General features: G+C 70.0%; 24 protein-coding genes. 16 read left to right on the plus strand and 8 right to left on the minus strand.

What is annotated here, in order from left to right; all coding sequences use genetic code 11:
• The first annotated feature begins 64 nt into the window (after positions 1 to 64).
• From ACOMD9_RS04395 to ACOMD9_RS04415, 5 genes are all read left to right on the plus strand, one after another.
• Complete coding sequence (locus ACOMD9_RS04395; protein WP_421412348.1) at positions 65 to 610, plus strand: NUDIX hydrolase; 546 nt, start codon at positions 65 to 67, stop codon at positions 608 to 610.
• Positions 607 to 1,533: an AAA family ATPase gene (locus ACOMD9_RS04400; protein WP_421412349.1), complete on the plus strand. Its 927-nt coding sequence runs from the start codon at positions 607 to 609 to the stop codon at positions 1,531 to 1,533. Before ACOMD9_RS04395 ends, ACOMD9_RS04400 begins: the two co-directional genes overlap by 4 nt.
• A 7-nt stretch (positions 1,534 to 1,540) precedes the next feature.
• Complete coding sequence (locus ACOMD9_RS04405) at positions 1,541 to 2,476, plus strand: DUF58 domain-containing protein (protein WP_421412350.1); 936 nt, start codon at positions 1,541 to 1,543, stop codon at positions 2,474 to 2,476.
• The gene (locus tag ACOMD9_RS04410; RefSeq protein ID WP_421412351.1) at positions 2,476 to 4,593 is read left to right on the plus strand and encodes a transglutaminase TgpA family protein; all 2,118 of its coding nucleotides are present in this window, start codon (positions 2,476 to 2,478) and stop codon (positions 4,591 to 4,593) included. The genes ACOMD9_RS04405 and ACOMD9_RS04410 overlap by 1 nt, the downstream gene beginning before the upstream one ends.
• Positions 4,594 to 4,661: 68 nt before the next feature.
• The gene (locus ACOMD9_RS04415; RefSeq protein ID WP_421412352.1) at positions 4,662 to 5,147 is read left to right on the plus strand and encodes a glutathione peroxidase; all 486 of its coding nucleotides are present in this window, start codon (positions 4,662 to 4,664) and stop codon (positions 5,145 to 5,147) included.
• 46 nt (positions 5,148 to 5,193) lie between these two features.
• On the opposite strand, the gene ACOMD9_RS04420 is transcribed toward ACOMD9_RS04415, so the two are convergent.
• Positions 5,194 to 5,583 carry a DUF7079 family protein gene (locus tag ACOMD9_RS04420; RefSeq protein WP_421412353.1) on the minus strand — a complete coding sequence of 130 codons (390 nt, stop codon included), beginning with the start codon at positions 5,581 to 5,583 and terminating at the stop codon, positions 5,194 to 5,196.
• Between the two features lie 169 nt (positions 5,584 to 5,752).
• Here ACOMD9_RS04420 and fabV point away from each other — a divergent pair, with 169 nt between their 5' ends.
• From fabV to ACOMD9_RS04440, 4 genes are all read left to right on the plus strand, one after another.
• Complete coding sequence (fabV, locus tag ACOMD9_RS04425; protein WP_421412354.1) at positions 5,753 to 6,964, plus strand: enoyl-ACP reductase FabV; 1,212 nt, start codon at positions 5,753 to 5,755, stop codon at positions 6,962 to 6,964.
• Positions 6,965 to 7,037: 73 nt separating this feature from the next.
• Entirely contained in the window at positions 7,038 to 7,250 is a 213-nt protein-coding gene (locus ACOMD9_RS04430) for a hypothetical protein (protein WP_421412355.1), read from the plus strand.
• A gap of 121 nt (positions 7,251 to 7,371) precedes the next feature.
• Positions 7,372 to 8,349, plus strand: a complete 978-nt coding sequence (locus ACOMD9_RS04435; protein WP_421412356.1) for a GlxA family transcriptional regulator — start codon at positions 7,372 to 7,374, stop codon at positions 8,347 to 8,349.
• A gap of 22 nt (positions 8,350 to 8,371) precedes the next feature.
• Positions 8,372 to 9,265, plus strand: a complete 894-nt coding sequence (locus ACOMD9_RS04440; protein WP_421412357.1) for a DMT family transporter — start codon at positions 8,372 to 8,374, stop codon at positions 9,263 to 9,265.
• On the opposite strand, the gene ACOMD9_RS04445 is transcribed toward ACOMD9_RS04440, so the two are convergent.
• The gene (locus ACOMD9_RS04445) at positions 9,266 to 9,883 is read right to left on the minus strand and encodes a class I SAM-dependent methyltransferase (protein WP_421412358.1); all 618 of its coding nucleotides are present in this window, start codon (positions 9,881 to 9,883) and stop codon (positions 9,266 to 9,268) included. It abuts the gene before it with no gap.
• Positions 9,884 to 10,064: 181 nt separating this feature from the next.
• On the opposite strand from ACOMD9_RS04445, the gene ACOMD9_RS04450 reads away from it, so the two are divergent.
• The 6 genes from ACOMD9_RS04450 (at position 10,065) to ACOMD9_RS04475 (ending at position 16,853) form a co-directional block, all read left to right on the plus strand.
• Entirely contained in the window at positions 10,065 to 11,279 is a 1,215-nt protein-coding gene (locus tag ACOMD9_RS04450; RefSeq protein WP_421412359.1) for an aspartate aminotransferase family protein, read from the plus strand.
• 50 nt (positions 11,280 to 11,329) lie between these two features.
• The gene (locus ACOMD9_RS04455; RefSeq protein ID WP_421412360.1) at positions 11,330 to 12,403 is read left to right on the plus strand and encodes an arginine N-succinyltransferase; all 1,074 of its coding nucleotides are present in this window, start codon (positions 11,330 to 11,332) and stop codon (positions 12,401 to 12,403) included.
• On the plus strand, positions 12,403 to 13,449 hold the full coding sequence (gene astA / locus ACOMD9_RS04460) for an arginine N-succinyltransferase (protein WP_421412361.1): 1,047 nt from the start codon (positions 12,403 to 12,405) through the stop codon (positions 13,447 to 13,449). The genes ACOMD9_RS04455 and astA overlap by 1 nt, the downstream gene beginning before the upstream one ends.
• Positions 13,449 to 14,918 (plus strand): succinylglutamate-semialdehyde dehydrogenase, encoded by a 1,470-nt coding sequence (astD, locus tag ACOMD9_RS04465; protein ID WP_421412660.1) that lies wholly within the window; start codon positions 13,449 to 13,451, stop codon positions 14,916 to 14,918. Before astA ends, astD begins: the two co-directional genes overlap by 1 nt.
• A complete protein-coding gene (gene astB, locus ACOMD9_RS04470; RefSeq protein WP_421412362.1) occupies positions 14,915 to 16,264 on the plus strand; it encodes an N-succinylarginine dihydrolase in 1,350 nt (449 codons plus the stop codon). The genes astD and astB overlap by 4 nt, the downstream gene beginning before the upstream one ends.
• Before the next feature lie 91 nt (positions 16,265 to 16,355).
• Positions 16,356 to 16,853, plus strand: coding sequence for a GNAT family N-acetyltransferase (locus tag ACOMD9_RS04475; RefSeq protein ID WP_421412363.1), 498 nt, complete (start codon positions 16,356 to 16,358; stop codon positions 16,851 to 16,853).
• Between the two features lie 18 nt (positions 16,854 to 16,871).
• Here the strand turns inward: ACOMD9_RS04475 and ACOMD9_RS04480 are convergent, their stop codons facing one another.
• The 3 genes from ACOMD9_RS04480 to ftsH all read right to left on the minus strand — a co-directional run bounded on the left by ACOMD9_RS04480 (position 16,872) and on the right by ftsH (position 20,445).
• Positions 16,872 to 17,921 (minus strand): SPFH domain-containing protein, encoded by a 1,050-nt coding sequence (locus ACOMD9_RS04480; protein WP_421412364.1) that lies wholly within the window; start codon positions 17,919 to 17,921, stop codon positions 16,872 to 16,874.
• 2 nt (positions 17,922 to 17,923) lie between these two features.
• A complete protein-coding gene (locus tag ACOMD9_RS04485; protein ID WP_421412365.1) occupies positions 17,924 to 18,427 on the minus strand; it encodes an NfeD family protein in 504 nt (167 codons plus the stop codon).
• A gap of 119 nt (positions 18,428 to 18,546) precedes the next feature.
• Positions 18,547 to 20,445 carry an ATP-dependent zinc metalloprotease FtsH gene (gene ftsH / locus ACOMD9_RS04490; RefSeq protein WP_421412366.1) on the minus strand — a complete coding sequence of 633 codons (1,899 nt, stop codon included), beginning with the start codon at positions 20,443 to 20,445 and terminating at the stop codon, positions 18,547 to 18,549.
• Between the two features lie 240 nt (positions 20,446 to 20,685).
• On the opposite strand from ftsH, the gene ACOMD9_RS04495 reads away from it, so the two are divergent.
• Entirely contained in the window at positions 20,686 to 21,726 is a 1,041-nt protein-coding gene (locus ACOMD9_RS04495; protein ID WP_421412367.1) for a DUF21 domain-containing protein, read from the plus strand.
• 48 nt (positions 21,727 to 21,774) lie between these two features.
• On the opposite strand, the gene proX is transcribed toward ACOMD9_RS04495, so the two are convergent.
• The 3 genes from proX to ACOMD9_RS04510 form a co-directional block, all read right to left on the minus strand.
• Positions 21,775 to 22,806, minus strand: coding sequence for a glycine betaine/L-proline ABC transporter substrate-binding protein ProX (proX, locus tag ACOMD9_RS04500; RefSeq protein ID WP_421412368.1), 1,032 nt, complete (start codon positions 22,804 to 22,806; stop codon positions 21,775 to 21,777).
• Positions 22,807 to 22,982: 176 nt separating this feature from the next.
• Complete coding sequence (locus ACOMD9_RS04505) at positions 22,983 to 23,888, minus strand: ABC transporter permease (protein ID WP_421412369.1); 906 nt, start codon at positions 23,886 to 23,888, stop codon at positions 22,983 to 22,985.
• Entirely contained in the window at positions 23,885 to 25,141 is a 1,257-nt protein-coding gene (locus ACOMD9_RS04510; protein ID WP_421412370.1) for a quaternary amine ABC transporter ATP-binding protein, read from the minus strand. Before ACOMD9_RS04510 ends, ACOMD9_RS04505 begins: the two co-directional genes overlap by 4 nt.
• Between the last annotated feature and the right edge of the window lie 6 nt (positions 25,142 to 25,147).

The raw sequence follows: 25,147 nt of genomic DNA on the forward strand, positions 1-25,147 counted from the left end.
TCGGTCGAGCGTGACGCTGTCGCCGTGACTGGTTAGGCTGAAGGCATTTCGCAGGGAGACTGCCATGACCGACGCCCTCCGGCCCGAGGCGCTGCCGACGCCGTTCATCGCCGACGAGAGCATCCAGCTGGTGGATGCCCGCAATCGTCCCTGCGGCAGCGCCCCCCGGGTGCAGATGCGCCGCTTCCGCTTCTGGCATCGGGCCACCTACATCGTGGTGCGCAACGGCCACGGAGAGATCTGCGTGCAGCGCCGCACCCTCACCAAGGAGGTCTTCCCCGGGGGGCTCGACCTGGCCGCGGGTGGCGTGGTCGCGGCGGGCGAAGCGGTCCATGTGGCGGCCCGCCGCGAGCTGGCCGAGGAACTGGGCATCCGCGGCGTGCCGCTGCGTCACGTGCGCGAGTTCGTCCACGCCGAGGGTGGCCACCACATCTTCGGCAGCATCTTCCTGGTCGACCATGACGGGCCCCTGACCCTGCAGGCCTCGGAGGTCGCCGATGCCTTCTGGCTGTCGCCCGCCGAGGCCCTGGCACTCGAGGAGGCGACGCCGGATACCCGCCAGGCGGTGAAGGTGCTGCTCGAGGCCGGAGCCCTGGAGTCGGCCCCATGAACCGACAGGCGCGGATCGACAGCCTCGAGGCCGTGGTCGCCGCCCTGGAGGACGTGGTGCTGGGCAAGTCCCGTGAGGTGCGCCTGGCACTCTGCTGCCTGCTGTGCCGGGGGCACCTGCTGATCGAGGACCTGCCGGGGCTGGGCAAGACCACCCTGGCCCAGGCCCTGGCACGAGTCACCGGGCTCGACATGCAGCGCCTGCAGTTCACCAGCGACCTGCTGCCCGCCGACGTGCTGGGGGTCTCGGTGTTCGATCCCCGCGAGGCGCGCTTCACCTTCCATCCCGGCCCGGTGTTCCACGGCGTGGTGCTGGCCGACGAGATCAACCGGGCCACCCCCAAGACCCAGAGTGCCCTGCTCGAGGCCATGGAGGAGGGCAGGGTGACGGTCGAGGGCGAGACCCGCCTGCTGCCCGATCCCTTCTTCGTCATCGCCACCCAGAATCCCCAGGAGCAGGCGGGGACCTTCGCCCTGCCCGAGTCCCAGCTGGACCGCTTCTTGATGCGGCTCTCCCTGGGCTACCCGGACCCCCGGGCCGAGCGCGAGATCCTGCGCGGCCGGGCGGGCAGGGTGAGGCTGGCGTCGCTGCCGGTACTGCTGGATGCCGAGCGGCTGCGCGCCTGGCAGTCGCGCCTCGATGACATCCATGTGGCCGATGCGCTGCTCGACTATGTCCAGGCGCTGGCGGCGGCCAGCCGCGATCATCCCGAACTGGCCTGGGGGCTGTCGACCCGGGGTGTGCTGGCCTTGCTGCAGGCCTCTCGGGGCTGGGCGCTGCTCGAGGGGCGCGACCACGTGCTGCCCGAGGACGTCCAGGCCGTCTGGGTGGCGGTGGCGGGGCACCGGCTCAGCAGTGGCCAGCGCGAGGAGGGCGAGGCCCTGGCGCGTCACCTGCTCGCCCGCGTGCCGGTGATGGGGTAGCGTCGCCATGCCTGCCGAGGCCGCCTTGCACTGGCGGGAGCGCCTGCGACAGCGCTGGCTCGGGCGCCTGACGGCACCGCTCGAGTCGCCGCTGCCGCAGAGCCGCCTGTTCCTGCTGCCGACCCGCTTCGGCCTCGGCTGGGCGGCGCTGGTGGTGGTCCTGGTGCTGTTCGGCATCAATTACCAGAACAGCCTGGCCTATGCGCTGGCGTTCTGGCTGTTCGCCGTCGGTGTGGTGGTGCTGCTGCGGACCTGGCGCAACCTGATCGGGGTACGCGTCTCCCTGCGCCTGCCCCGGGAAGTCTTCGCCGGCGACGGGGCGCGACTCGGGGTGAGCCTGGAGGGCGGCCGGACGCGCAGTGCCCTGGCCCTGCATGGCGGCGGGGCCACGGCCTGGGCCGACCTGCCCGGCGGGAGCGGCGAGACGACGCTGGTACTGCCGGCGCCGCGCCGCGGGGTGCAGCGGCTTCCGCCCCTGCGCATCGAGAGTCGCTGGCCGCTGGGGCTGGTGCGGGTGGTGGCCTGGCTCGAGTCGGGTGGCCAGCTGCTGGTCTATCCCCGGCCGCTGGACGAGGAGGCGCCGATGCACCGGCGCACCGGTGCCGGCCTGGAAGCCAGCGACTTCGCCGGACTGCGCCGCGCCGAGCCCGGCGATAGTCCCGCGCGGCTGGCCTGGAAGCAGTGGAGCCGCACCGGCGTGCTCGCCACCAAGGTCTTCAGCGTGCCGCCGCGCCAGCAGCTCTGGCTCGACTACGGCGCCTGCCGTGGCGACCCGGAACGGCGCCTGTCGGTGCTCTGCGCCCGGGCGCTGGCCCACCATCAGGCCGGCGATCGCTATGGCCTGCGCCTGCCCGGCCTGACCCTGCCCCAGGGCGAGGGGGCCCGCCAGCGGCATCGGGTGCTCGAGGCACTGGCGCGCGTCGATCCGGCGGCGGGGGCGTGATGCGTCGACCTTCCCTCGGATCGGGCCCGGCGGTGCTGGCCGACGGTCGCGCCCTGAGCGCAGCCATGCTGCGCCAGCTGTTCATCGGCCAGTGCCTGGTGCTCGCCCTGCACCTGCCCTGGATGCCGGCCTGGCTGGTGGGGCTCGCCGCGGCGGTGGCGGGCTACCGCTACCTGCAGCTGCGGCGGCGGCTGCCGAGGGCCAGCCTGGTCCTGCGGTTGACGGCAGTGGCGGGACTGCTGGTGGTCCTGTGGCTGGAGTTCGGCACCCTGCACGGCATGGACGGCCTGGTCGGCCTGCTGCTCGGGGTCTACCTGCTCAAGCTGCTCGAGACCCATGACCGCCGGGATGCCCGGGTGGTGGTGATGATCGGCATGGTGGCCACCAGCGTGGCCTTCCTGCACGACCAGGGCATCCTCATGGCCGTTGCCGCCCTGCTGGCGCTGGCCTGGCTGCTGCAATCGCTGGTGCGGCTCTCCGGGGCCAGCGGGGCCCGCCAGGCATGGCGGGAGACGCTCTGGCTGCTGGGGCTGTCGGCGCCGCTGATGGCGCTGCTGTTCGTCACCTTCCCGCGGCTCGGGCCACTGTGGAGCCTGCCCCAGATGGAGCGTGCCTCCACCGGCCTCACCGACGAGATCGCCCCCGGCGACATCGCCCAGCTGTCGCGCAGCGACGCCCGGGCCTTCCGGGCGCGCTTCGAGGGCCGCGACCCCTCCCCCGGCGAACGCTACTGGCGGGTCTATACCCTCTCGCACTTCGACGGCATCCGCTGGTCCCGTGCCAGGCCGCCCGAGCTCGCCTCGGCGCTGAATCGACCCCTCGACCACTTCGTGCAGGAGGCGAGGCGTACCCCCTGGGAGGGCGACGCGCCGGCCGGCTTCACCGTCGAGCTGCTGCTCGAGCCCGACAGCCGGCCCTGGCGGCCCTCGCTGGGGGCCCCGCTGACCACCGACAGCCGCCAGCGCTTTCTCGCCGACGGCACCCTGGAGGGCCTGGCGGCGCTGAGTTCCCGCAGCCTGCTGCGCCTGTCGAGCAGCGGCGCGGCGCCCACGAACCCCGATCCGGCCGGGCCGGCCTGGCAGGCGATGCTGCCGGCAGAGGCCAACCCCCGGACCCGGGAGCTGGCCGATCGCCTGTGGCGCGAGAGCGGGGGAGACGCCCGTGCCTTCCTCGCTGCCGCGATGGCGCGCTTCGGCGAGACGCCCTTCCGCTATACGCTCTCCCCGCCGCGGCTGACCTCCGTCGACCGGGTCGACGAGTTCCTGTTCGAGAGCCGGGCCGGCTACTGCACCCACTACGCCTCGGCGATGGCGGTGCTGGCCAGGGCGGCGGGGATTCCCGCCCGGGTGGTGGCGGGCTTCCTGGGTGGCGAACGACATCCGGATGGCCACTTCACGGTCCGTGACTACGATGCCCATGCCTGGGTCGAGGTGTGGCTGGACGGGCGCTGGCAGCGCCTGGACCCCACCGCCGTGATTGCCCCGGAGCGCATCGAGCAGGGCCCCGAGGCGGTGCGCGATGGTGGCGAGGTGTTCCTGGCCGATGCGCGCTTCTCGGCGTTGCGGATGCGCGAGCTGGGCTGGGTCAACGCGCTGCGGCTGGAGTGGGAGCGCCTGGAGTACCGCTGGCAGCGTGGCGTGATCGGCTACCAGCGTGAGTCGCGGGTCGCGCTGATGGAGCGCATTGCCGAACGCCTGGGGGCCCTCTGGGCCTGGCTGGTCGAGGTGTTGCCGGGGCGTGGTGCCCTGGCGACGGGGCTGGCCCTGCTGGCCGCCCTGGGGGGGCTGGCGGGGGCCGCGGTGCTGGCCGGGCTGGGCTGGCGGCATCACCGCCGTGGCCGTGACGAACGGGCCCTGGTGCTGGCGCTGCAGGCCCGGCTGGTGCGGCATGGCCTGGGGCCGCTGCCCGGCGAGTCCCCGGCCGCACACCTGCGGCGCATCGCCCCGCGCGCCGGGGCTGCCGGGCCGGCGCTGGAAGAGAGTGCCCGCCATGTCGAGCGGCTGGCCTACGCCCCGCTGGGGAGTGCGGAGCGTCGCGAGCGGCAGCATCGGCTGGCACAGCGGGTGGCCGAGGTGCGTCGGCGGCTGCGCCGCCCCCGCGGCGGGGCGTCGGCCTGAGCCCCCGGGGGCTGGCCTGCGCCGCCTGGCCGTGGCATCGTGGGGCATGACAGATGGAAAGTCCGACCATGTCCATTCATGACCACCAATGCCGCAACTATCGCGGCGAGCCCTTCAACCTGGGTGCCCTGCGTGGCCAGGTGCTGTTGATCGTCAACGTGGCCAGCCGCTGCGGCTTCACGCCTCAGCTGCGTGAACTCGAGCGACTCTACCGCCGCTATCGCGACCAGGGGTTCACCGTGCTGGCCTTTCCCTGCAACCAGTTCGGCCACCAGTCGCCGGAGTCGGCGCTGGAATTCTGTGCCTTCAGCGAACGGGAGTACCGGGTCAGCTTTCCGCTGATGGAGAAGGTCAAGGTCAACGGGGCGGATGCCCACCCGATGTTCGTGGAGCTCAAGCGCCAGGCACCGGGGGTGCTGGGCACCAGCATGATCAAGTGGAACTTCACCAAGTTCCTGGTGGGCCGCGATGGCCGGGTCATTCGGCGGTTCTCTCCCCGCGACGGCGAGGCGGAGCTGCGCCTGGCGCTGGAGCGGGCCCTGGAAGAGACCTGACCCCGAGCGCCTCGCCGCGCTCGACCGGGAGGCCCATCCGCCCCGGTCAGGAGGGCATCTCGCCGCGTTCGACCATGAGCCGCATCATCAGCTCGTTCCAGCGGTGGCGGGTCATCATGGTGGTGAGTCCCGAGAACAGCGCCCAGCTCTTGCGCCGCCACCCCTTGAGCCGCAGGTTATGGGCCACCAGCTGCTTCATCAGCTTGTGGTCGTCGAACGAGCGCCACTCGCCGACCACCGACATCTGGTGTCGGGCCAGCACCGGTGACAGTTCCAGGCGGAAGATCCACTCCAGCTCGCGCAGCGACAGCTCGTGGCGCTCGATGACCGCGATCATGTGGGCGTAGTCGCGCTCGCCGGGCTCCCGCTCGAGCCACAGCGGCGCCAGTGCCATCCACAGCTCACCGCGTTCGTCGACCAGGGTCTGTGCATCCATATCGTGCCTCCAGCATGAGGTCGTGCCCGGGAGGAGCATCCTGCCCCAGCGGGCGGCGCGGCTCAAGGGCGGACAGGATGAAACGCGGTCGCTAGAATGTGCCCACTGGCAATCCGAATCAACGGGCGTGGCCGGCCGCCATGCCCGACACCCATCAGCGAGGTCTGTCGTGATCATCAAACCCAAGGTTCGCGGTTTCATCTGTACCACCACCCATCCCGTCGGCTGCGAGAAGAACGTGCTCGAGCAGATCGAGGCGACCCGTGCCCGTGGCCTGGACAAGAGTGCCGGGCCGAAGAAGGTGCTGGTGATCGGCGCCTCCAGCGGCTACGGCCTGGCGGCACGCATCACCGCCGCCTTCGGCTACGGTGCCGACACCCTGGGCATCTTCTTCGAGAAGCCGGGCACCGAGAAGAAGCCCGGCACTGCCGGCTGGTACAACAGTGCCGCCTTCGACAGGTTCGCCAAGGCCGAGGGGCTCTACAGCAAGTCGATCAACGGCGACGCCTTCTCCCACGAGGCCCGCGACAAGGCGATCGAGCTGATCAAGGAAGACCTCGGTCAGGTCGACCTGGTGGTCTATTCGCTGGCCTCGCCGGTGCGCAAGCTGCCCGACAGCGGGGAGCTCAAGCGTTCCAGCCTCAAGCCCATCGGCGAGACCTACCGCGCCACCGCCATCGACACCAACAAGGACGCCATCATCGAGGCCGAGGTGGAGCCCGCCACCGAGCAGGAGATCGAGGACACCAAGGCAGTGATGGGCGGCGAGGACTGGGAGCTGTGGATCGACGCGCTGGACCGTGCCGGCGTGCTGGCCGAGGGCGCGCGCAGCGTGGCCTTCAGCTACATCGGCACCGAGATCACCTGGCCGATCTACTGGCATGGCGCCCTGGGCAAGGCCAAGGAGGACCTGGACCGTGCCGCCGGCGAGATCGACAAGCGCCTCTCGGCCACCGGCGGCGGCGCCAACGTGGCGGTGCTCAAGTCGGTGGTGACCCAGGCCAGCGCGGCCATCCCGGTGATGCCGCTCTACATCGCCATGGTCTACAAGGTGATGAAGGAGCAGGGGCTTCACGAGGGCACCATCGACCAGCTCAACCGCCTGTTCGGCGAGCGCCTCTACTCTCCTGAAGGGCAGCGCGGCGAGATGGCCACCGACGAGGCCGGCCGCCTGCGCCTGGACGACTGGGAGCTGCGCGATGACGTCCAGCAGGCCTGCAAGGCGCTGTGGCCGAAGGTGACCACCGAGAACCTTTTCGAGATCACCGACTATGCTGGTTACAAGCACGAGTTCCTCAAGCTGTTCGGGTTCGAGCGCAGCGACGTGGATTATGACGCCGAGGTGGACCCGGTGGCGGAATTCGATGTCGTAAGCCTGTAGGCGGGCACCCTGACCCGGCGCCGCGTCGGTTCCGTGCCTTGCCACCCATCGACCGGATGAGCGGGAGGTTCGTATGGATACCAGGGAAAGCAAGACCCCGGAGGAAGAACGCGTGCACGTGATGGGACAGCGCACCCCGGAGGACTATGACAACCCCGAGCCGGACGAAGAGCAGCCCGAGGCGAAGCAGGGCCCGCAGGGCCTGCAGCGCGTGCTGCCCATCGTCGTCGTCCTCCTTGGCCTGCTGATCGCGGCGATGCTGATCTTCAGTGGCGGCGTCGAATGACGCCACGCTGCCGGGCCGGCCGGCCCGGCAGCGCTCTCTCACCTGCTAGTGCGAGGCAGGGCTGTCGTACGCCCCGGCCTTGGGTAAGATAAGCCTTTGCCCGGCCAAGGCTTCGCTTCGCATGTCCGACTCCGCTCCCCCTTCCCGCACGCCGACCCTGACGCGGCATGTCGGCGTCGTGGTCCTGCCCGGCTTCTCCCTGCTCGCCCAGGCCTGTGCCACCGAGCCGCTGGCCGTCGCCAACCAGCTCGCCGGCCGGACCCTCTATCGGCTCACCACCTTCGGCCTCGATGCCCGCCCGGTGACCAGCGGTTCACGGCAGGCGCTGCTGCCCCACGAGCAGGCCGGCGAGGCCTTCGCCGGCCTCGACATGCTGCTGGTCTGCGCTTCCGGGCCACTCGACTCCGGTGTGCCCGACACCCTCCTGGTGTGGCTGAAGCGGCTGGCGGCCCGGGGGGTGGTGCTGGGTGGCATCGGCGGCGGCACCGAGGTCCTGGCCCGCGCCGGGGTGCTCGATGGCTACCGCGCCACGCTGCCCTGGCAGCGCTTCGATGCCTTCGCGCGGGCCCACCCCAGGGTGAGGCTCTCCCAGCAGCTGTTCGAGATCGACCGCGACCGCCTCACCTGCGGCGGGGGCACCGCGGCCATGGACATGATGATGACCCTGATCGGCAGCCAGCAGGGCAGCGAGCTGGCCGAGCGGGTGTCGGAGCACTTCGTGCTGGAGCGGGTGCGCATGGGCGACGAGCCCCAGCAGGTCTCGCTGCGTTCGCGGCTGGGCCACGCCCCCCGCAGCCTGATCGAGGCAGTGACCCTGATGGAGGCCAATATCGAGGAGCCGCTCACCACCCACGAGCTCGCCGCGCACCTGGGCATCTCGCGACGCCAGCTCGAGCGGCTGTTCAAGAAGTACCTGCAGGCGGTGCCCAGCCGCTACTACCTCGGGCTGCGGCTGCAGCAGGCGCGCAAGCTGCTGCGCGAGTCCGACCGCCCGGCCGGCGAGATCGCCCTGCAGACCGGCTTCTCCTCGGCGGCCCACTTCTCCACCGCCTACCGCAACCACTTCGGCCTGACGCCGCGCGAGGAGCGGCTGGGTTGACGCCATCGCCCATGGAGCCCCCATGCATGCCCTGAGGCCCCATCTCTTCCTGCTGCTGGTGGTGGCGATCTTCGCCGGCAACATCCTGGTCGGCAAGGCGCTGGCCGGGTTGCCACCCTTCACCATCTCCCTGGGGCGGGTCTTCATCGCCCTGCTGGTGATGCTGCCGCTGGGCTGGTACCAGGCCCGGCGGGGGTGGCCGGTGTTCCGGCGTCACTGGCGCCCCCTGCTGGGGCTGGCACTCTCCGGCGTGGCCTTCTTCAATGCGCTGATCTACGCCGCCCTGAAGTTCACCTCGGCGACCAATGTCGCCATCCTCGAGAGCCTGATCCCGGTGGCGACCCTGCTGCTGAGCGTGCTGCTGCTCGGCGAGCGTTTCCGCGCGCTGCAGTGGGGCGGCGTGGTGCTCTCCCTCGGCGGCGCCGTCGCGGTCATCAGCGCCGGCAGCGGGGCGGTGACCATGCCCGGCGGGGTCAACCCCGGCGACCTGATCATGCTGCTGGCGGTGCTTGTCTGGGTGGGGTACTCGCTGCTGGTCAAGGAGCACATGGCACGCTTCCCGCGTTATGGCGGCCTGCTGGCCATGCTGGTCATCGCCAACCTGGCGCTGGCGCCCATCGCCCTGCTGGAAGGCGCCTGGCAGGTGATCCCGCGGCTCACCGTGCAGGAACTGGCCGGCCTGGCCTACCTGGGCGTCTTTCCCTCGGTGGTCGCGCTGCTGCTCTACAACAGCGCCCTGGCCGACATCGGGCCCACCCGGGCCTCGGTCTACCTCAACCTGCTGCCGGTATTCACCATGCTCGGCGCCTGGTGGCTGCTGGGCGAGACCATCCTGCCGGTCCAGGTGATCGGCAGCCTGGTGGTCATCGTCGGGGTCTGGTGCACCATCCTGCCACCCCGCCACGAGGCTGCCTGATCAGGCCGGGCGGGCCAGCAGGGCGCGGAACAGCGAACCCATCATCACCGGGGTGTCCTGTTCGATGACGAAACCCGACTGCTCGAGCAGCGGGCGGGCCTGGCGGGTGATGTCGGTGGCGACGGCCGAGGCGATGGCATTGAGCCCGCGGCGGGCCAGGCCGGCGGGGCGGTCGTCGGGCTGGAACTTGTCCATCACGCAGAGCTGGCCGTCGGCCTTCAGGACCCGTTGCGCCTCGGCGAGCCCCCGAGCCGGATCGGGCATGACCGCCAGGATCAGGTGCATCACCACCACGTCGAAATGGTCATCCGGGAAGTCGAGACGCTCGGCATCCATCTCCTCGGCCTGGACGTCCATGCCCAGGGCCTCGGCGCGACGCTTGAGACGCCGCACCATCGCCGGCGACAGATCGGTGGCGTGGAGTTCCACGTCCCTGGGCAGGCAGGGCAGGTCGAGGCCGGTGCCGGCACCCACCAGCAGCACGCGCATGCCGGGCCGCCAGTGCACCTGGCCCAGGGCCGCTCGGCGAGGCCGGCGGAAGGCGCGGTCGGCGACGGCGTCGTAGATCGGGGCATAGAGGCTGTAGCGCAGGCGATTCCATCCGGTGGTGTTGAACATGGTGCGGCTCCGTGCGGACGACTTGGGCCTTCAGACTACCCGACATCCGGGATGACGGGGGATCGTGGGGCACGGCGGCTTTTTCACAAGTTGGGGTCCCATTGCTGAAAGCTTCCCCCGGCGCGGCTCCCTATACTCGAGTCTCATCCAGTGATCCCCGCCGTATGGAATGGAGACCGACATGAGCCAGACCCCGACCCGCGCCGACTTCGACCGCTACATGGTGCCCAACTATGCCCCCCAGAAGGCGATACCGGTGCGCGGCGAGGGGAGCCGCCTGTGGGACCAGGAGGGGCGCGAATACATCGACTTCGCCGGCGGCATCGCCGTCAACTCGCTCGGCCACTGTCATCCGGTGCTGGTCGAGGCCCTGACCGACCAGGCCAACACCCTCTGGCACCTCTCCAACGTCTACACCAACGAGCCGGCACTCGAGCTGGCGCGCCGCCTGGTCGAGCGTACCTTCGCCGACAAGGTCTACCTCTGCTCCTCCGGTGGCGAGGCCAACGAGGCGGCACTGAAGCTGGCCCGTCGCTGGGCCCACGACCGGCATGGCGAGCACAAGAACCGCATCGTCTCCTTCGCCCAGTCCTTCCATGGCCGCACCTTCTTCACCGTCAGCGTCGGTGGCCAGCCCAAGTACTCCGCCGGTTTCGGCCCGGTGCCCGGCGGCATCGTCCATGGGGAGTACAACAACCTCGACAGCGTGCGCGACCTGATCGACGACGACACCTGTGCGGTGATGGTCGAGCCGATGCAGGGCGAGGGGGGCATCATTCCCGCCACCCCCGAGTTCCTCCAGGGGCTGCGCGACCTGTGCGATGCCCACGATGCCCTGCTGGTCTTCGACGAGGTGCAGACCGGTGCCGGTCGTACCGGTTCGCTCTATGCCTACCAGCAGTACGGCGTGACGCCGGACATCCTGACCAGCGCCAAGTCGCTGGGGGGCGGTTTCCCGGTGGGGGCCATGCTGACCACCGATGCCGTTGCCGAGGTCTTCACCCTGGGCACCCACGGCTCCACCTACGGCGGCAACCCGCTCGCCTCGGCGGTGGCATTGGCCGCCATCGAGTTCATCGACACCCCCGAGGTGCTCGAGGGCGTGCAGCGGCGTCACGACCTCTTCCGCGAGCACCTGGAGGCGATCAACCGCCAGCACGGGGTGTTTCGCGAGATCCGCGGGATGGGGCTGCTGATCGGGGCCGAGATGGCGCCCGACCACGAAGGCCGGGCCAAGGACATCCTGCCGCTGGCCCTCGAGGAGGGGCTGATGGCGCTGATCGCCGGCCCCAATGTGCTGCGCCTGGCGCCATCGCTGGTGATTCCCGAGGCCGACATCGCCGAGGGCATGGCGCGCCTCGAGCGGGCCGTGGCGCGGCTGGTGGCGGCGAAGTGAGCCCCGGCCCCGCCATGGAAGACGACGAATCCCTGCCCGGAGGTCCCGCCATGCTGGTCGTACGTCCCGTCCGCCCGGCGGACCTGCCGGCCCTGGAGCGGCTGGCCGGGACCGCCACCCCGAGGTTGACCAACCTGCCGGCGCACCGCGACCGGCTCGAGGAGCGCATCGCCCGCTCTCGCCAGGCCTTCGCCCAGGAGGTCGATTTTCCCGGCGACGAGCACTACACCTTCGTGCTCGAGGACCTGGAGCGCGACGAGGTCGTGGGCACCGCCACGGTGCGCGCCCAGGCCGGGGCCCGCGAGGCCTACTACACCTATCGCCAGGAGACGCTGATCCACGCCTCGCAGCAGCTCGACGTGCGTCGCGAGGTGCAGACCCTGGCGCTCTCCCACGAGGTCTCCGAGGCGAGCCTGCTGTGCGCGCTGTCGCTGGATCCGCATTACAAGGGCACCAGTGCCGAGAGCCTGCTGCGCAGGGCGCGGCTGATGTTCATCGCCCAGTACCCGGAGCGCTTCGCCGAGATCCTGGCCATGGCCTTTCCCGGGTATCTCGATGACAGCGGCGAGTCGCCGTTCTGGAACAGCGTGGGGCGCCACTTCTTCGTGCGCGACTACCAGGAGATCAACTACCTGGCCGGGGTGCGCTCCAAGAGCTTCATCGCCGAGGTGATGCCGCAGTTCCCGCTCTACCTGGCGCTGCTCACGCCCCAGGCCCGGGCCGCGATCGGCCGCGAACACCCGGATCACGAGGCGGCCATGGCGGAGATGCTGGCCGAGGGCTTCCTGCGTTCGCGCCACGTCGACATCTTCGATGCCGGCCCGGTGATCAAGGGCGAACGCGAACGCCTCGCCAGCTTCCGGCGGGCCGCCTGGCATCCGGTGCGCATCCGCCCCGACCACGCCCTGCCCGATGCCGAGCCGGCGATGGTCGCCAACCAGCGCCTGGCGGACTTCCGCTGCGTGGTGGCGCGCTATGCCCTGTCGCCCACCGGCCAGCTGATGCTCTCCCCCGAGCATGCCGAGCTGCTGGGGGTGGAGGAGGGGCGCGCCGTGCTCGCCGCGCCGCTCGCCCTGCCGGGGGCGGAGGAACATGACCCGGGCTACGACGAGGGAGAACTGTGATGCGCATTCGACCCATCGCCGAGGGTGACCTGGACGACCTGCAGCTCCTGGCCCGGGAGACCGGGGTGGGCTTCACCTCGCTGCCCGACAACCGCGACTTCCTGGCCGCCAAGATCGCCTCCGCGGTGAGTGCCTTCGAGGAGCGCACCCCGGAGGACCGGCGCAACTACTTCTTCGTCCTGGAGGACGAGGCCCGGGGCAAGCTGGCCGGTTGCTGCGCCATCGAGGGGCAGGTGGGGCGCGAGGTGCCCTTCTACCACTACCGTCTGGGGACCCTGGCCCACTCCTCGGTGCAGCTCGACCTGCACCGCACCATCGATACGCTGTTCCTGAGCTCCGACCATACCGGCGATGCCGAGGTGGCCTCGCTGTTCCTGCGCCCCGAGTACCGCGGCGCCGAACACCGTCACCGGCGCAACGGGGCCATGCTGTCGATGATGCGCTGGCTGTTCATGGCCGAGTTCCGCGACCGCTTTCCCGACAAGGTGCTGGCGGAGATGCGCGGCGTCTTCGACGAACAGGGCAGGAGCCCCTTCTGGCACTGCCTGGGCAGCCACTTCTTCCCGCTGGACTTCGACGAGGCGGACAAGCTCACGGGGCTGGGGCAGAAGAGCTTCATCGGCGAGCTCATGCCCAAGTTCCCCATCTACACCCCCTTCCTCTCGGACGAGGCACGGGCCTGCATCGGCCAGGTCCACGAACAGACCCGCCCGGCGCTGGCGATGCTGAAGAAGCAGGGGCTGCGCTGGGAGGGCTACATCGACATCTTCGACGGCGGCCCCACGGTGGAGGCCTATATCGACGATGTGCGCGGCGTGCGCCTGTCGCGCCGCTGCCGGGTGGAGGTGAAGGCCGGCGCCACGCCCACCGATGCCCGTCCCCGCTGGCTGGCGGCCACCACCGGCATGGCCGGTTTCCGGGCTGCCTGGGTGGGACGCGGCCCGGACGAGCATGACGTGGTGACCCTGAGCGAGGAGGAAGCGCGACGGCTCGAGGTCGCCGCGGGCGATACCCTGCGCATACTGGATACCGAGGAGGAGGCGTGATGAAGGCGAGACGGCAACTGCTGATCGACGGCCACTGGCAGGAGGGAAGCGGCGAACACTTCGCCAAGCACGACCCGGTGTCCGACCAGCGCCTCTGGCAGGGGGCGGGCGCCAGCGAGGGGCAGGTCGAGGCGGCGGTGACCGCGGCGCGCCGGGCCTTCCCGGCCTGGGCCCGCACCTCGTTCGCCGAGCGCCAGGCACTGGTGGAGCGCTTCCGCGAGGTGCTGGAGAGCCATCGCGAGGACCTGGCCACGGCGATCGCCTCCGAAACCGGCAAGCCGTTGTGGGAGGCACGTACCGAGGTGGGGGCGATGATCGGCAAGGTGGCGATCTCGATCCGCGCCTACCAGGAGCGAACCGGTGAGCGCCGTCGCGACCTGGGCGAGGCCACGGCGGTACTGCGCCATCGCCCCCACGGCGTGATGGCGGTGTTCGGCCCCTACAACTTCCCCGGGCACCTGCCCAACGGCCATATGGTGCCGGCGCTGCTGGCCGGCAACAGCGTGGTGTTCAAGCCCAGCGAGCAGACCCCGCTGACCGCCGACCTCACCCTGCAGTGCTGGCAGGAGGCGGGGCTGCCCCCCGGCGTCATCAACCTGGTCCAGGGGGCCGCCGAAACCGGCCAGGCGCTCTCCGCCCATCCCGGCATCGACGGCCTGCTGTTCACCGGCAGCGCCCGGGTGGGGGGCATCCTGCATCGCCAGTTCGCCGGCCAGTTCGACAAGATCCTGGCGCTGGAGATGGGCGGCAACAACCCCCTGGTGATCAGGGACGTGCCCGACCAGGACGCCGCGGTGCTGACCATCCTGCAGTCGGCCTTCCTCTCCGGCGGCCAGCGCTGCACCTGCGCGCGGCGCCTGATCGTGCCCGAGGGACAGGTCGGTGACCACCTGCTCGATGCGCTGAGCGACGCCATCTCGCGACTGCGGGTCGCCGGCCAGTTCGCGGAGCCGGCTCCCTTCTATGGCGGCCTGGTGAGCGGCCGGGCGGCGGATGGCCTGCTCGAGGCCCAGGACGACCTGGAAGCCCTGGGCGGGGTGGTGCTGTCACGCATGGAGCGCCTGGAGGCGGGCACCAGCCTGCTCTCCCCGGCCTTGATCGACGTCACCGGCCTGCCGGTGCCCGACGAGGAGCACTTCGGCCCGCTGCTCAAGGTGTATCGCTACCGTGACTGGGACGAGGCCATCGCCCTGGCCAACGACACCCGCTACGGCCTCTCCGCCGGCCTGATCGGCGGCGAGCGCGCCGACTGGGACGACTTCCTGCTGCGCGTCCGTGCGGGCATCGTCAACTGGAACCGCCAGACCACCGGGGCCTCCGGCGACGCCCCCTTCGGCGGGGTGGGCGACAGCGGCAACCATCGCCCGAGTGCCTACTATGCCGCCGACTACTGCGCCTACCCGGTCGCCTCCATGGAGACCGAGGACCTGCACCTGCCTGACCAGTTGCCGCCGGGGGTGGTGCTATGAGCGTCCGCGAGGTCAACTTCGATGGCCTGGTGGGTCCGACCCACAACTACTCGGGCCTGGCGCTGGGCAACGTGGCCTCCATGACCCACGAGGGGCTGGTGGCCAACCCGAAGGAGGCGGCCCTGCAGGGCCTGGCCAAGATGAAGTCGCTGCTGGACGCCGGCTACGCCCAGGGGGTGCTGCCGCCCCAGCAGCGCCCGGACCTGCAGGCGCTGCGCTCGCTCGGCTTCACCGGCAGCGACGCCGAGGTCCTGGCCCGGGCCGCCGGGGAAGCACCGCAGATCCTGCGCGCCGTCTGTTCGGCCTCGAGCATGTGGACGGCCAATGCCGCCACCGTGACGCCGAGCGTCGATGCGCCGGACGGCCGGGTGCACTTCACCCCGGCCAACCTGCAATCGAGCTTCCATCGCTTCCTGGAGCCCGCCACCACGGCTCGGGTGCTGGCGGCGATCTTCCGCGACGAGGCGCGTTTCGCCCACCACCCGGTGCTGCCGGCCACCCCGGCGTTCTCCGACGAGGGGGCGGCCAACCATACCCGGCTGGCCGGCGAGCATGGTGAGCCCGGGGTACACCTGTTCGTCTATGGCCGCGAGGCCTTCGGCTGGGGGCTCGACGAGGGCGTGGCGCCCAGGCGCTACCCGGCCCGACAGACCCTGGAGGCGAGCCAGGCGGTGGCCCGCCAGCACGGCCTCACCGAGTCGCAGACGGTATTCGCCCAGCAGCACCCGGATGCCATCGACGCCGGCGTCTTCCACAACGACGTCATCGCGGTGGGCAATGGCCCGGTGCTGCTCTACCACGAGATGGCCTTCCTCGACGAGGCGGGCACCCTGGAGGAGCTGCGCGCCAAGCTCGCCACGCCACTGATTCCGGTGCGGGTGCCGGCCGAGGCGGTGAGCCTCGAGGACGCCGTGGCCTCCTACCTGTTCAATTCGCAGCTGCTCTCCAATCCGGATGGCTCCATGACCCTGGTGGTGCCCGGCGAATGCCAGGAGCGCGAGGCCGTCTGGCGCACTCTCCAGGATCATCTGCTGGCGGGCCACAACCCCATCGCCGAGGTGGTGGTCAAGGACGTCAAGCAGAGCATGCGCAACGGCGGCGGCCCGGCCTGCCTGCGCCTGCGGGTGGTGCTCGACGAGGCCGAGCGCGCCGCGCTCTCCGGCCGGGTACTGCTCGACGCGGCGCTCTACGAGGAGCTCACCGCCTGGGTCGAGCGCCACTACCGCGACCGCCTGGCACCCCAGGATCTCGCCGATCCGCAGCTCGCCGTGGAGACCCTCACGGCGCTGGACGAGCTGACCCGGATCCTCGCGATCGGTGCGGTATACCCCTTCCAGCTGGGGTGAGGCCGTGCCATCCCGTCATGGTTCCGGTCCGCCGTGCGGCGGGCCGGAACGGCATGTTCACCCTGAGCGCCACTGGCGAGGGAGTGCCCTGATGGATCAGCCGGATATCGTGCGATTGAGCGCCGATTCCCCCCACCTGGACCGAATCGCCGCCTGGCAGCATGCCGAGTGGGGGCACCTGACGCCCGGCGAGACACCGACCTCGCGGCGGGTGGGGCTGCGTGAGGAGTGCGGTCCGGCCGGCGTGCCGTCGGTGTTCGTGGCCCTGGTCCATGACGAGAGGGGGAGGCAGACACCGGTGGGCACGGCCAGCCTGGTGGCCGACGACATGAGCGTGCGGCGTCGACTCACCCCCTGGCTGGCGTCGGTGTTCGTGCTGCCCGAGTGGCGCGGTCGGGGCATCGCCTCGTGCCTCGTCCGGCGGGTCGAGGCCGAGGTGGCCGCGAGCGGCCTCGCCAGTTGCTACCTGTTCACGCCTGACCAGCAGGCGCTCTACCGCCGGCTGGGCTGGCGGGACCACGAGGCGCTGGACTACCGGGGCGAGGCCGTGACCATCATGATTCGCCACCTGGGCGCGGCGCCGGCCTGATACCGGCGCCGCCGGTATTCAGCCGCCCGTGGCGGCTCCCCCGACCACGCCGCCGCGCAGGCCGCCCTGGTTGCCGCCGGCCCTCAGGTGGCTGGCCACGGCGTCTTCCGGTGAGCCGGCCAACTCGCGGAACATGCCCATCGAGCCGAGCAGGGCGCTGGACTCGTAGGGCACGAAGACCCGCTCGCCCTCCTTGGCCATGGTCGGCAGCGCCTTGATGTAACTCTGGCCGAGCAGGTAGCCGACCACGGTCTGCTTGTGGGTGTCGCTGTCGCCGATGGCATTGAGGACCAGCTTGATCGACTCCTGCTCGCCCTGGGCGCGCAGGATGGCCGACTCCTTGTCGCCCTGGGCGTTGAGGATCGCCGACTCGCGCTGGCCCTGGGCCTTGGCGATGGCCGCGGCCTTCTCGCCCTCGGCCTCGGTCACGGTGGCGCGGCGCTTGCGTTCGGCGGCCATCTGCAGGCGCATGGCGGTCTCCACTTCCTCGGGCATGGCGATGTCCTGCACCTCGACCCGCGAGATCTTCACGCCCCACTTGGAAGCGGGCTCCTCCATGGCGGCCTGGATCTCGTTGTTGACCTCGGCACGGGATTCGAAGAGCTTGTCGAGCTCCATCTTGCCGACCACCGAACGCAGGGTGGTCTTGGCCAGCACCTCCACCGCCTGGCTCATGTTCTCCACCTCGTAGACGGCACGCCGTGGGTCGATGATCTGGTAGTAGAGGGCGCCATTGATGGTCACCGTGACGTTGTCGGTGGTGACCACCGGCTGGCCGGGGAAGTCCATGACGGTCTCGCGGCGGTCGATGCGGACCTCGTCGCTGGTGATGGCGTGATAGTCATCGCCCATCTTGCGGTAGCGGATCATGGTGATGGCGCGGGGCTGCTCGATGAAGGGGATGATGATGTTGATCCCGCTCTCCAGGAGCCGGTGGAACGACCCCAGGCGCTCGATGACCATGACTTCCGACTGGCGCACGATCACCAGCCCCTTGACGATGACCAGGATGCCGATGACGACGACGATCAGGCTGAGGATCAGGCCCGGGCTGAGTGGTAGATCCATGTTCACTGCTCCCTGTGTGTTGAGGTTGCGCTTGTCGTTGTGTGTGTTGCGGATGAAGCGGGTCGGGGGTGAGAGACGAGGGCAGTGGTGCCGTCGAATCGCTCGAATGTCACCTGGCTGCCTTCCGGCAGCTCGGTGGCGCCGGTCTCCACCACCCGCAGCCGGTAGAAGTCACCATTGATCTTGATGCCGGTGGCCCCGTCGAAGTCGCGCCTGAGGGTGGTGTAGCGATGCCCCTTCTCCACGCCGGTGCCGGTGGTGCCGTAGGCCACCCCGCGGGGCGAGAAGCGGGGCCGGATCACCATCACCGCCAGCGGGACCAGCAGCCCCGAGAGCAGGCCCATGCCCAGCAGTTGCCAGGGCAGCGTCAGGCCCATGGCGGCCAGGCCGGCGGTGAGGGTTGCGGCCACGCCCAGGGCCAGCAGCACCAGGCCGCCGGACATCAGTTCCGCCAGGCCCAGCAGCAGGGCGATGACCAGCCAGAGGTAGGCGGGGTTCCAGTCCATGGCGACTCCGGTCGACGAGATGGTGGGGGAGATGACGCCCGTCGATGATGGCAGGATTTCGCCGGCTTGCCCATGGCCTGCCGCATGACCGCCGTGGTGGTGTGGCCGGCGGCCTCGGGTCAGTCGGCGTCCGCTCCGGCTTCGTCCGGGCCGGGGCCGGCCGTGGCCCCGGCGGCCTGGTGCTGCCGGGGCGGGGTATCCTGCCGGGGGCGCTGGGGCAGCATCGGCGGGAACTCGGCGGCCGTCAGAGTCTCGCGCTCGAGCAGCAGGGCGGCGCCGGCCAGCAGGTCGTCACGGCGGTCGGCGAGGACCTCCATGGCCCGCACATAGGCCGCGTCGACCAGCTGGCGCACGGCGAGGTCGATCTCCCGTGCGGTCTCCTCCGAGTACTCCCTGGGCTGGCTCATGCCGTAGCTGTCGCCCAGGAAGGCCTGGCGCTCCTCCTCGTAGACCACCTGCCCGGTATCGTCGGCCATGCCGAACCGGGTCGCCATCCGGCGGGCGATCTCGGTGACCTTGGCCAGGTCGTCGGCGGCGCCGGTGGAGACCTCATCGAACACCAGGCGCTCCGCGGCGCGTCCCCCCATCAGCACGGCCATGCGGTTCTCCAGGTCGCTCGCCGTCTGCAGGAAGCGGTCTTCCGTGGGGCGCTGGATGGTATAGCCCAGCGCCCCCACGCCGCGGGGAATGATCGACACCTTGTGCACCGGGTCCATGCCCGGCAGCGATGCCGCGACCAGGGCGTGGCCCATCTCGTGATGGGCCACCACTTCCCGCTCGTGGGCATTCAGGAGACGGCTCTTCTTCTCCAGGCCCGCGACGATGCGTTCGATGGCGTTGCTGAAGTCGGCCATGGTGACCTCCTCGCCATCCCGGCGGGTGGCCAGCAGGGCGGCCTCGTTGACCAGGTTGGCGAGGTCGGCACCGGTGAAGCCCGGCGTCAGCGAGGCCAGGTGGTCGAGGTCGACATCCGCCGCGAGGCGGTGAATCCGCTGGATGTGCACCTTGAGAATGGCGAGGCGGCCCTGGCGCTCGGGGCGATCCACCAGTACCTGGCGATCGAAGCGACCCGCCCGCAGCAGTGCCGGATCGAGGATCTCCGGCCGGTTGGTGGCGGCGAGCAGCACGATGCCCGAGGAAGGGTCGAAGCCGTCGAGTTCCGCCAGCAGCTGGTTCAGGGTCTGCTCCTTCTCGTCGTGACCGCCGCCCGGGATACCCGCGCCGCGGGCGCGTCCCAGCGCATCCAGTTCGTCGATGAAGATGATGCAGGGCGTGGTCTTGCTGGCCTGCTCGAACAGGTCGCGGACCCGCGCGGCGCCCACCCCGACGAACATCTCGACGAACTCCGAGCCGGAGATCGAGAAGAACGGCACCCCCGCCTCGCCGGCCACGGCCCGGGCGAGCAGGGTCTTGCCGGTGCCCGGGGGCCCCACCAGCAGGATGCCCTTGGGCACATGGGCGCCGAGTCGACCGTAGCGTTGGGGGTCGCGCAGGAAGTCGACCACCTCCTTGAGTTCTTCCTTGGCCTCGTCGACCCCGGCGACATCGTCGAAGGTGACCCTGGTGGAGGTCTCCACGTAGACCCGGGCCTTGGACTTGCCCAGGGTGGTCATCCCGCCGAGCCCCTGACTCCCGGTGAGCCGGCGAATCACGAAGCTCCACAGGACGAAGATCAGCAGCAGCGGCAGGACCCAGGCGAGCAGTGTGGTCAGGAAGGGATTCTCGCGGCTGCCGTCGAAGACGACCCCGTGACGCGACAGCTCCTCTGCCAGCGCCGGCTCGATGCGCTGCGTGGAGAAGGCGGTTTGGCCGTCGGGCCGGGGCGAGGTGAAGGTGCCGGTGATCCGGTCCGGGCCGACCTCGACCTCGGCGATCTGTCCCGCCTCGAGCAGCCGGGTGAACTCCGAGTAGGGGATCGGCTCGACGGTCTGGACGTCTCGGAAGAGGCTCTGGAACAGCAGGAAGAAGACGATGGCGGCGAAGATGTAGTAGATGTTGATCTGGTGCTTCTTGTCCATGGGGAACCTCGCGCCGAATCGTCGTGCCCGACCGCTGCGATGCCATGCGCCATGCTGGTGCGCGGGAGCTCCCCTTCACTCTAGCCCAGGATCAAGGCGGCAGGGCCTGAGCTGGATCAAGGGCGGCGGAGTTCCCCCGGGCGGGACAACGGGAAACCGCTGCGGGCCGGCGCTGACCTGTTCAGGTCACCCGGGATATGCTTCGCTGAGGCTACCGCCAAGCGAAGGAGCGCCACCGCCATGACCCTGCTGACCTGGATCGGGATCCTCCTCTGCCTCAGCCAGTCGGCGGTCTTCTCGGGGTTGAACCTGGCCTTCTTCTCGATCAACAAGCTGGAACTGGAACTCGAGGCGCGCAAGGGCAACCGGCGAGCCCGACGGGTGCAGCGATTGCGCCAGGATGCCAACTTCCTGCTGGTGACCATCCTGTGGGGCAATGTGGCGGTGAACGTGCTGCTGGCGCTGATCTCCGGGTCGGCGATGGGCGCGGTGGCGGCCTTCCTGTTCTCCACCGTGGTGATCACCCTGTGCGCCGAGATCCTGCCCCAGGCCTTCTTCTCGCGACACGCCTTGCGCATGGCGTCGCTGCTGGCGCCGATGATGCACGTCTACCAGTGGCTGCTGTGGCCGGTGGCTCGCCCCACCGCCTGGGTACTGGACCGCTGGCTGGGTCCCGAGGCGATTCCCTTCCTCAGGGAGCGCGACCTGCACCAGCTGATCCGGCTGCACATGGAGGACACCGGGACCGAGATCGACCGGGTCGAGGGACGCGGAGCCATGAACTTCCTGACCCTGGACGACGTGCCGCTCGGTCGCGAGGGGGAGCCGCTGGACCCCGGCAGTGTCTTCGTCCTGCCCTTCGCCGGGGCACGCCCGGTGTTTCCCGACATGGAAAGGACCCGGCACGACGCCTTCCTGCGCGGCCTGCAGGCCTGTGGCAAGAGCCGTGCGGTGGTGGTGGACGAGGCCGGGGAGCCGCGGCTGGTGATCGACGTGAATGCCTTCCTGCGCGCGGCACTGTTCGAGGCCGACGAGTTTCGCCCGCTGGCCCACTGTCATCGCCCCATCGTGGTGAGGGATCCGGCCGTGCCGCTGGGGGAGGTGATCGGGCGTTTCCGCGTACGGCCGTCGCACCGCGAGGACGATGTCCTCGACGAGGACGTGATCCTGCTGTGGGCCGACGAGAAGCGAATCCTCACGGGCTCCGACATACTCGGGCGGCTGCTGCGCGGCATCGTGCGCATCGCGCCTGCGGCATCGACGCTGCGCGTCGGTTCCTGATGCCGGGCGCCCGGGGCATGGTGTCCCCGGCGCGCCCGTTACCCGGCGTCATTCGGCGGCACCGCGGGCGGCTTCCAGCCACTCGTCCACGGTATCGCGGTTGGCGGCGATCCACTCTGCGACCAGCGGCCGGACCTGGTCGTCGGTGAGGTCCTGTTCGTCCATGGCGCCATCCACCTCGCTGATCCACTCCAGCGGCAACCGCACCTGACGGAACAGCTCGGCGGCGGCCGGGTTGGCCTCGAGGAAGGCGTTGTTGGCCGCGACCTGGATGTCGGCGGCGACGAAGCCCATCTCGACGGGGTCGCTGACGGCCCCCTCGACGCCTTCGGCCCGCTCGGCCTCGTCCTCGACGATGCCCGGGGCATTGATCCACATCACGTCCTCGCCGGGCACCAGCGACAGCAGCCAGGCACTGGGCCCCCAGGTGTAGTAGAGCGCCGGTTCGCCGCTCTGGATGCGCGACAGGGCCTCGGCGAAGTTGGCGGCATAGCCGGCATCGACGTGGTTGATGTGGTCGCGCAGCTCGAAGGTATCGAGCATGGCGTTGATGCCCTCATGGCAGCCCCATCCCGGAGGGCAGCCGAACAGGTCGGCCTTGCCGTCGCCGGTGGCGTCGAAGGCGGCCTTCACCTCGTCGCGGGTGAAGTCATCGATCCCGCTGATGTCGTACGCCTCGACGGAGGGGGTGTCCACCAGGTAGCCCTGGATGCCGCAGGCCGGGCAGAGGGGGTCGAAGAGGGTGGCGACGTCGTGGAAGTTGTCCGGCAGCTGCGGGTCGTGCAGCGGGAACCAGCCGTTGGGCCAGTAGTCGGCGTCGCCTTCGGTGATCGCCAGGTAGGCGACCGGGTTGGAGAGCGAGATGGGGGTCTGGACGTCGTAGCCGAGTTCCGTGAGCAGCTCGACGAACGCCCAGCTCACGGGTACCGCCGACGTCCAGGTCGCCACGGCGGGCTGTACCGATACGCCCTCGCCGGGCTGGTCGGCGGCCGTGTTCTCGGTGGCGGTGAGGGCCCAGGCCGCGGCGGCGGCCAGTACGGCCCACTTCAGCGGACGCAAAGTACGGGCATGGTATTTCATCGCTTCAGCCTCCCTGGCAGCCTGTCGGACTTGACACCGATCTACTGCGAACTCCATGTCTCCCGCGACGATCGGTCAAATCCAGCAGGCTGCTGGCATGTTGAGAACGACAGGGAAATCGCTGCCCTGTCACGGTGTCATCGAGCGTCTGTGTTGTCGTGTCACCTCCTTCCCGGTCAGGGGGCGCCGTCTCGCCTGCTCCCGGGGCCCTTCTCGCCCAGCCCCTGGGTGATGCGGTCGAGGACCATGGCCAGCAGCACGATACCGATGCCGCCGACGAAGGCCTGGCCGATATTGAGCCGCTCCAGGCCGGCATAGACCTCGAGGCCGAGGCCGCCGGCCCCGATGATGGCGGCGATCACCACCATCGAGAGAGCGAGCATGATGGTCTGGTTGAGCCCGGCCATGATGGTCGGCAGGGCCAGGGGAAACTGCACCTTCCACAGGATCTGGCGTGGCGTGGAGCCGAAGGCCACCGCCGCCTCGATGTACTCCTGACCCACCTGGCGGATGCCCAGGTTGGTGAGGCGGATCATCGGTGGCATGGCGAAGATGATGGTGGCGATCAGTCCCGGCACGTTGCCGATGCTGAACAGCATCACCGCCGGCACCAGATAGACGAAGGGCGGGGTGGTCTGCATGATGTCGAGGATCGGGCGCATGGCGTTGGCGAAGCGATCGCTGCGCGAACAGAGGATGCCCAGCGGCAGCCCGATGACCGTGCAGAACAGCACGGCGGTGGCCACCAGCGACAGGGTCACCACCAGGGCATTCCACACGCCCATGAAGCCCACCAGGGCGAAGGCGACCAGGCTGAACAGCCCCACCCGCCAGGAGGCGGCCCGCCAGCCGATCAGGAAGATGCCGATCAGGAACACCCCGGGGGGGATGCCCTCCAGGGTCGTCTGGATGAGCCCCATGACGCCCCGCACGGGGGGGCTGACATAGGTGCGGAAGAAGTCGCGGAAGTTGCCGACGACCCAGTTGACCGCGTCGGTGATCCACTGCCGCACCGGCAGGGCGTCGAGCAGCCCGAAGGGATCGATGATCAGCTGGCGCAGGAACTCGAGGATCTCGGTCATGATGACACCTCCTCCCGGGCGGGACGCGGTTCGCCTCCGGTGGCCGGCCCGCGCTTCTCCAGGATGCCCCTGATCAGCTGCGGCTCGTCGATCAGCCCCGTGACCCGGCCGTCATCCTCGGTCACCAGGACCGGCAGGGCGGAGCGGGTGCGCCCGCGCAGTACCTCGCGCAATACCGTCTCCCGCGGGCACTGCATCAGCAGGTCTTCGCGACGGGCTCCCCGGGCCTCGGATTCGAGCACGGTCTCCAGCGGCTGGATCTCCAGCTCCGTGTCGCCCAGCCGGGCCCGGCGCAGGCGACCCTGGTCGTCCAGGCCGTACTGCAGTGCGGGCCAGTCGCGGCTGGCGACGAAGCGCACCCCTTCGGCTTCCGCCTGCCGCGGGAAGGCCTGCGGATCGAAGGGCAGGGCGATGGTGCCGGCGGTGATGACCCCGGTGGGGTCGGCATGCTCCACGAAGCGGGCGACGTAATCGGTGCGCGGATTGACCAGGATCTCCTCGGGCGTCCCCAGCTGGACCACGGCGCCCTCCTCCATGATGGCGATGTGGTCGCCGATGTGCATCGCCTCGTCCAGGTCGTGGGTGATGAACAGGATGGTGCGGCCCAGCTGCGCCTGGATCTTCTTCAGCTCCTGCTGCATGTTCACCTTGATCAGCGGGTCCAGGGCCGAGAAGGGCTCGTCCATCAGCAGGACCCTGGCATCCGTGGCCAGCGCCCGGGCCAGGCCGACCCGTTGCTGCATGCCCCCCGAGAGCTCGGCCGGGTAGGCGTGTCCCCAGTCGCCCAGCCCCACCATCTCCAGCATCTCCCGGGCGTGGCGGTGGCGTTCGGCCGGCGCCCGACCCTGGACCTCCAGGCCATAGGCGACATTGGCGAGCACCGAGCGGTGGGGGAAGAGGGCGAAGTGCTGGAAGACCATGCTCATGTGGTACTTGCGCAGCTGGCGCAGGCGCTCCGGCGACAGCCGGGTGATGTCCACTTCCCCTTCGTCGGGGTGCTGGAAGAAGATGTGGCCGGCGGTGGGCTCGAACAGCCGGTTGATGCAGCGAATCAGGGTGGACTTGCCGCTGCCCGAGAGTCCCATGATGACGAACACCTCGCCGGGCTCCAGGGCGAAGCTGACATCGTGCACTCCCAGCACATGGCCGGTCTCGGCCTGGATCTCGCTCTTGCCCTTGCCCGCTTCCAGCAGCGGCAGTGCCGATGCCGGGTCGGGGCCGAAGAGCTTGGTGACGTTCTCCGCGCGTATCAAGCAGTT

It is taken from the genome of Halomonas terrestris, assembly GCF_049166755.1.
GTDB lineage: Bacteria > Pseudomonadota > Gammaproteobacteria > Pseudomonadales > Halomonadaceae > Halomonas.

Excerpts from the sequence above, each read along its gene's own strand:
- ACOMD9_RS04455 (WP_421412360.1), top strand. The coding sequence starts at position 11,330 with ATGCTGGTCGTACGTCCCGTCCGCCCGGCGGACCTGCCGGCCCTGGAG.
- ACOMD9_RS04480 (WP_421412364.1), bottom strand. The coding sequence starts at position 17,921 with ATGGATCTACCACTCAGCCCGGGCCTGATCCTCAGCCTGATCGTCGTC.
- ACOMD9_RS04410 (WP_421412351.1), top strand. The coding sequence starts at position 2,476 with ATGCGTCGACCTTCCCTCGGATCGGGCCCGGCGGTGCTGGCCGACGGT.
- ACOMD9_RS04435 (WP_421412356.1), top strand. The coding sequence starts at position 7,372 with ATGTCCGACTCCGCTCCCCCTTCCCGCACGCCGACCCTGACGCGGCAT.
- ACOMD9_RS04420 (WP_421412353.1), bottom strand. The coding sequence starts at position 5,583 with ATGGATGCACAGACCCTGGTCGACGAACGCGGTGAGCTGTGGATGGCA.
- ACOMD9_RS04485 (WP_421412365.1), bottom strand. The coding sequence starts at position 18,427 with ATGGACTGGAACCCCGCCTACCTCTGGCTGGTCATCGCCCTGCTGCTG.
- ACOMD9_RS04505 (WP_421412369.1), bottom strand. The coding sequence starts at position 23,888 with ATGACCGAGATCCTCGAGTTCCTGCGCCAGCTGATCATCGATCCCTTC.
- astA (WP_421412361.1), top strand. The coding sequence starts at position 12,403 with ATGCGCATTCGACCCATCGCCGAGGGTGACCTGGACGACCTGCAGCTC.
- astB (WP_421412362.1), top strand. The coding sequence starts at position 14,915 with ATGAGCGTCCGCGAGGTCAACTTCGATGGCCTGGTGGGTCCGACCCAC.
- ACOMD9_RS04430 (WP_421412355.1), top strand. The coding sequence starts at position 7,038 with ATGGATACCAGGGAAAGCAAGACCCCGGAGGAAGAACGCGTGCACGTG.
- ACOMD9_RS04395 (WP_421412348.1), top strand. The coding sequence starts at position 65 with ATGACCGACGCCCTCCGGCCCGAGGCGCTGCCGACGCCGTTCATCGCC.
- ACOMD9_RS04475 (WP_421412363.1), top strand. The coding sequence starts at position 16,356 with ATGGATCAGCCGGATATCGTGCGATTGAGCGCCGATTCCCCCCACCTG.
- astD (WP_421412660.1), top strand. The coding sequence starts at position 13,449 with ATGAAGGCGAGACGGCAACTGCTGATCGACGGCCACTGGCAGGAGGGA.
- ACOMD9_RS04400 (WP_421412349.1), top strand. The coding sequence starts at position 607 with ATGAACCGACAGGCGCGGATCGACAGCCTCGAGGCCGTGGTCGCCGCC.
- ACOMD9_RS04450 (WP_421412359.1), top strand. The coding sequence starts at position 10,065 with ATGAGCCAGACCCCGACCCGCGCCGACTTCGACCGCTACATGGTGCCC.
- proX (WP_421412368.1), bottom strand. The coding sequence starts at position 22,806 with ATGAAATACCATGCCCGTACTTTGCGTCCGCTGAAGTGGGCCGTACTG.
- ftsH (WP_421412366.1), bottom strand. The coding sequence starts at position 20,445 with ATGGACAAGAAGCACCAGATCAACATCTACTACATCTTCGCCGCCATC.
- ACOMD9_RS04495 (WP_421412367.1), top strand. The coding sequence starts at position 20,686 with ATGACCCTGCTGACCTGGATCGGGATCCTCCTCTGCCTCAGCCAGTCG.
- ACOMD9_RS04445 (WP_421412358.1), bottom strand. The coding sequence starts at position 9,883 with ATGTTCAACACCACCGGATGGAATCGCCTGCGCTACAGCCTCTATGCC.
- ACOMD9_RS04440 (WP_421412357.1), top strand. The coding sequence starts at position 8,372 with ATGCATGCCCTGAGGCCCCATCTCTTCCTGCTGCTGGTGGTGGCGATC.
- ACOMD9_RS04405 (WP_421412350.1), top strand. The coding sequence starts at position 1,541 with ATGCCTGCCGAGGCCGCCTTGCACTGGCGGGAGCGCCTGCGACAGCGC.
- ACOMD9_RS04415 (WP_421412352.1), top strand. The coding sequence starts at position 4,662 with ATGTCCATTCATGACCACCAATGCCGCAACTATCGCGGCGAGCCCTTC.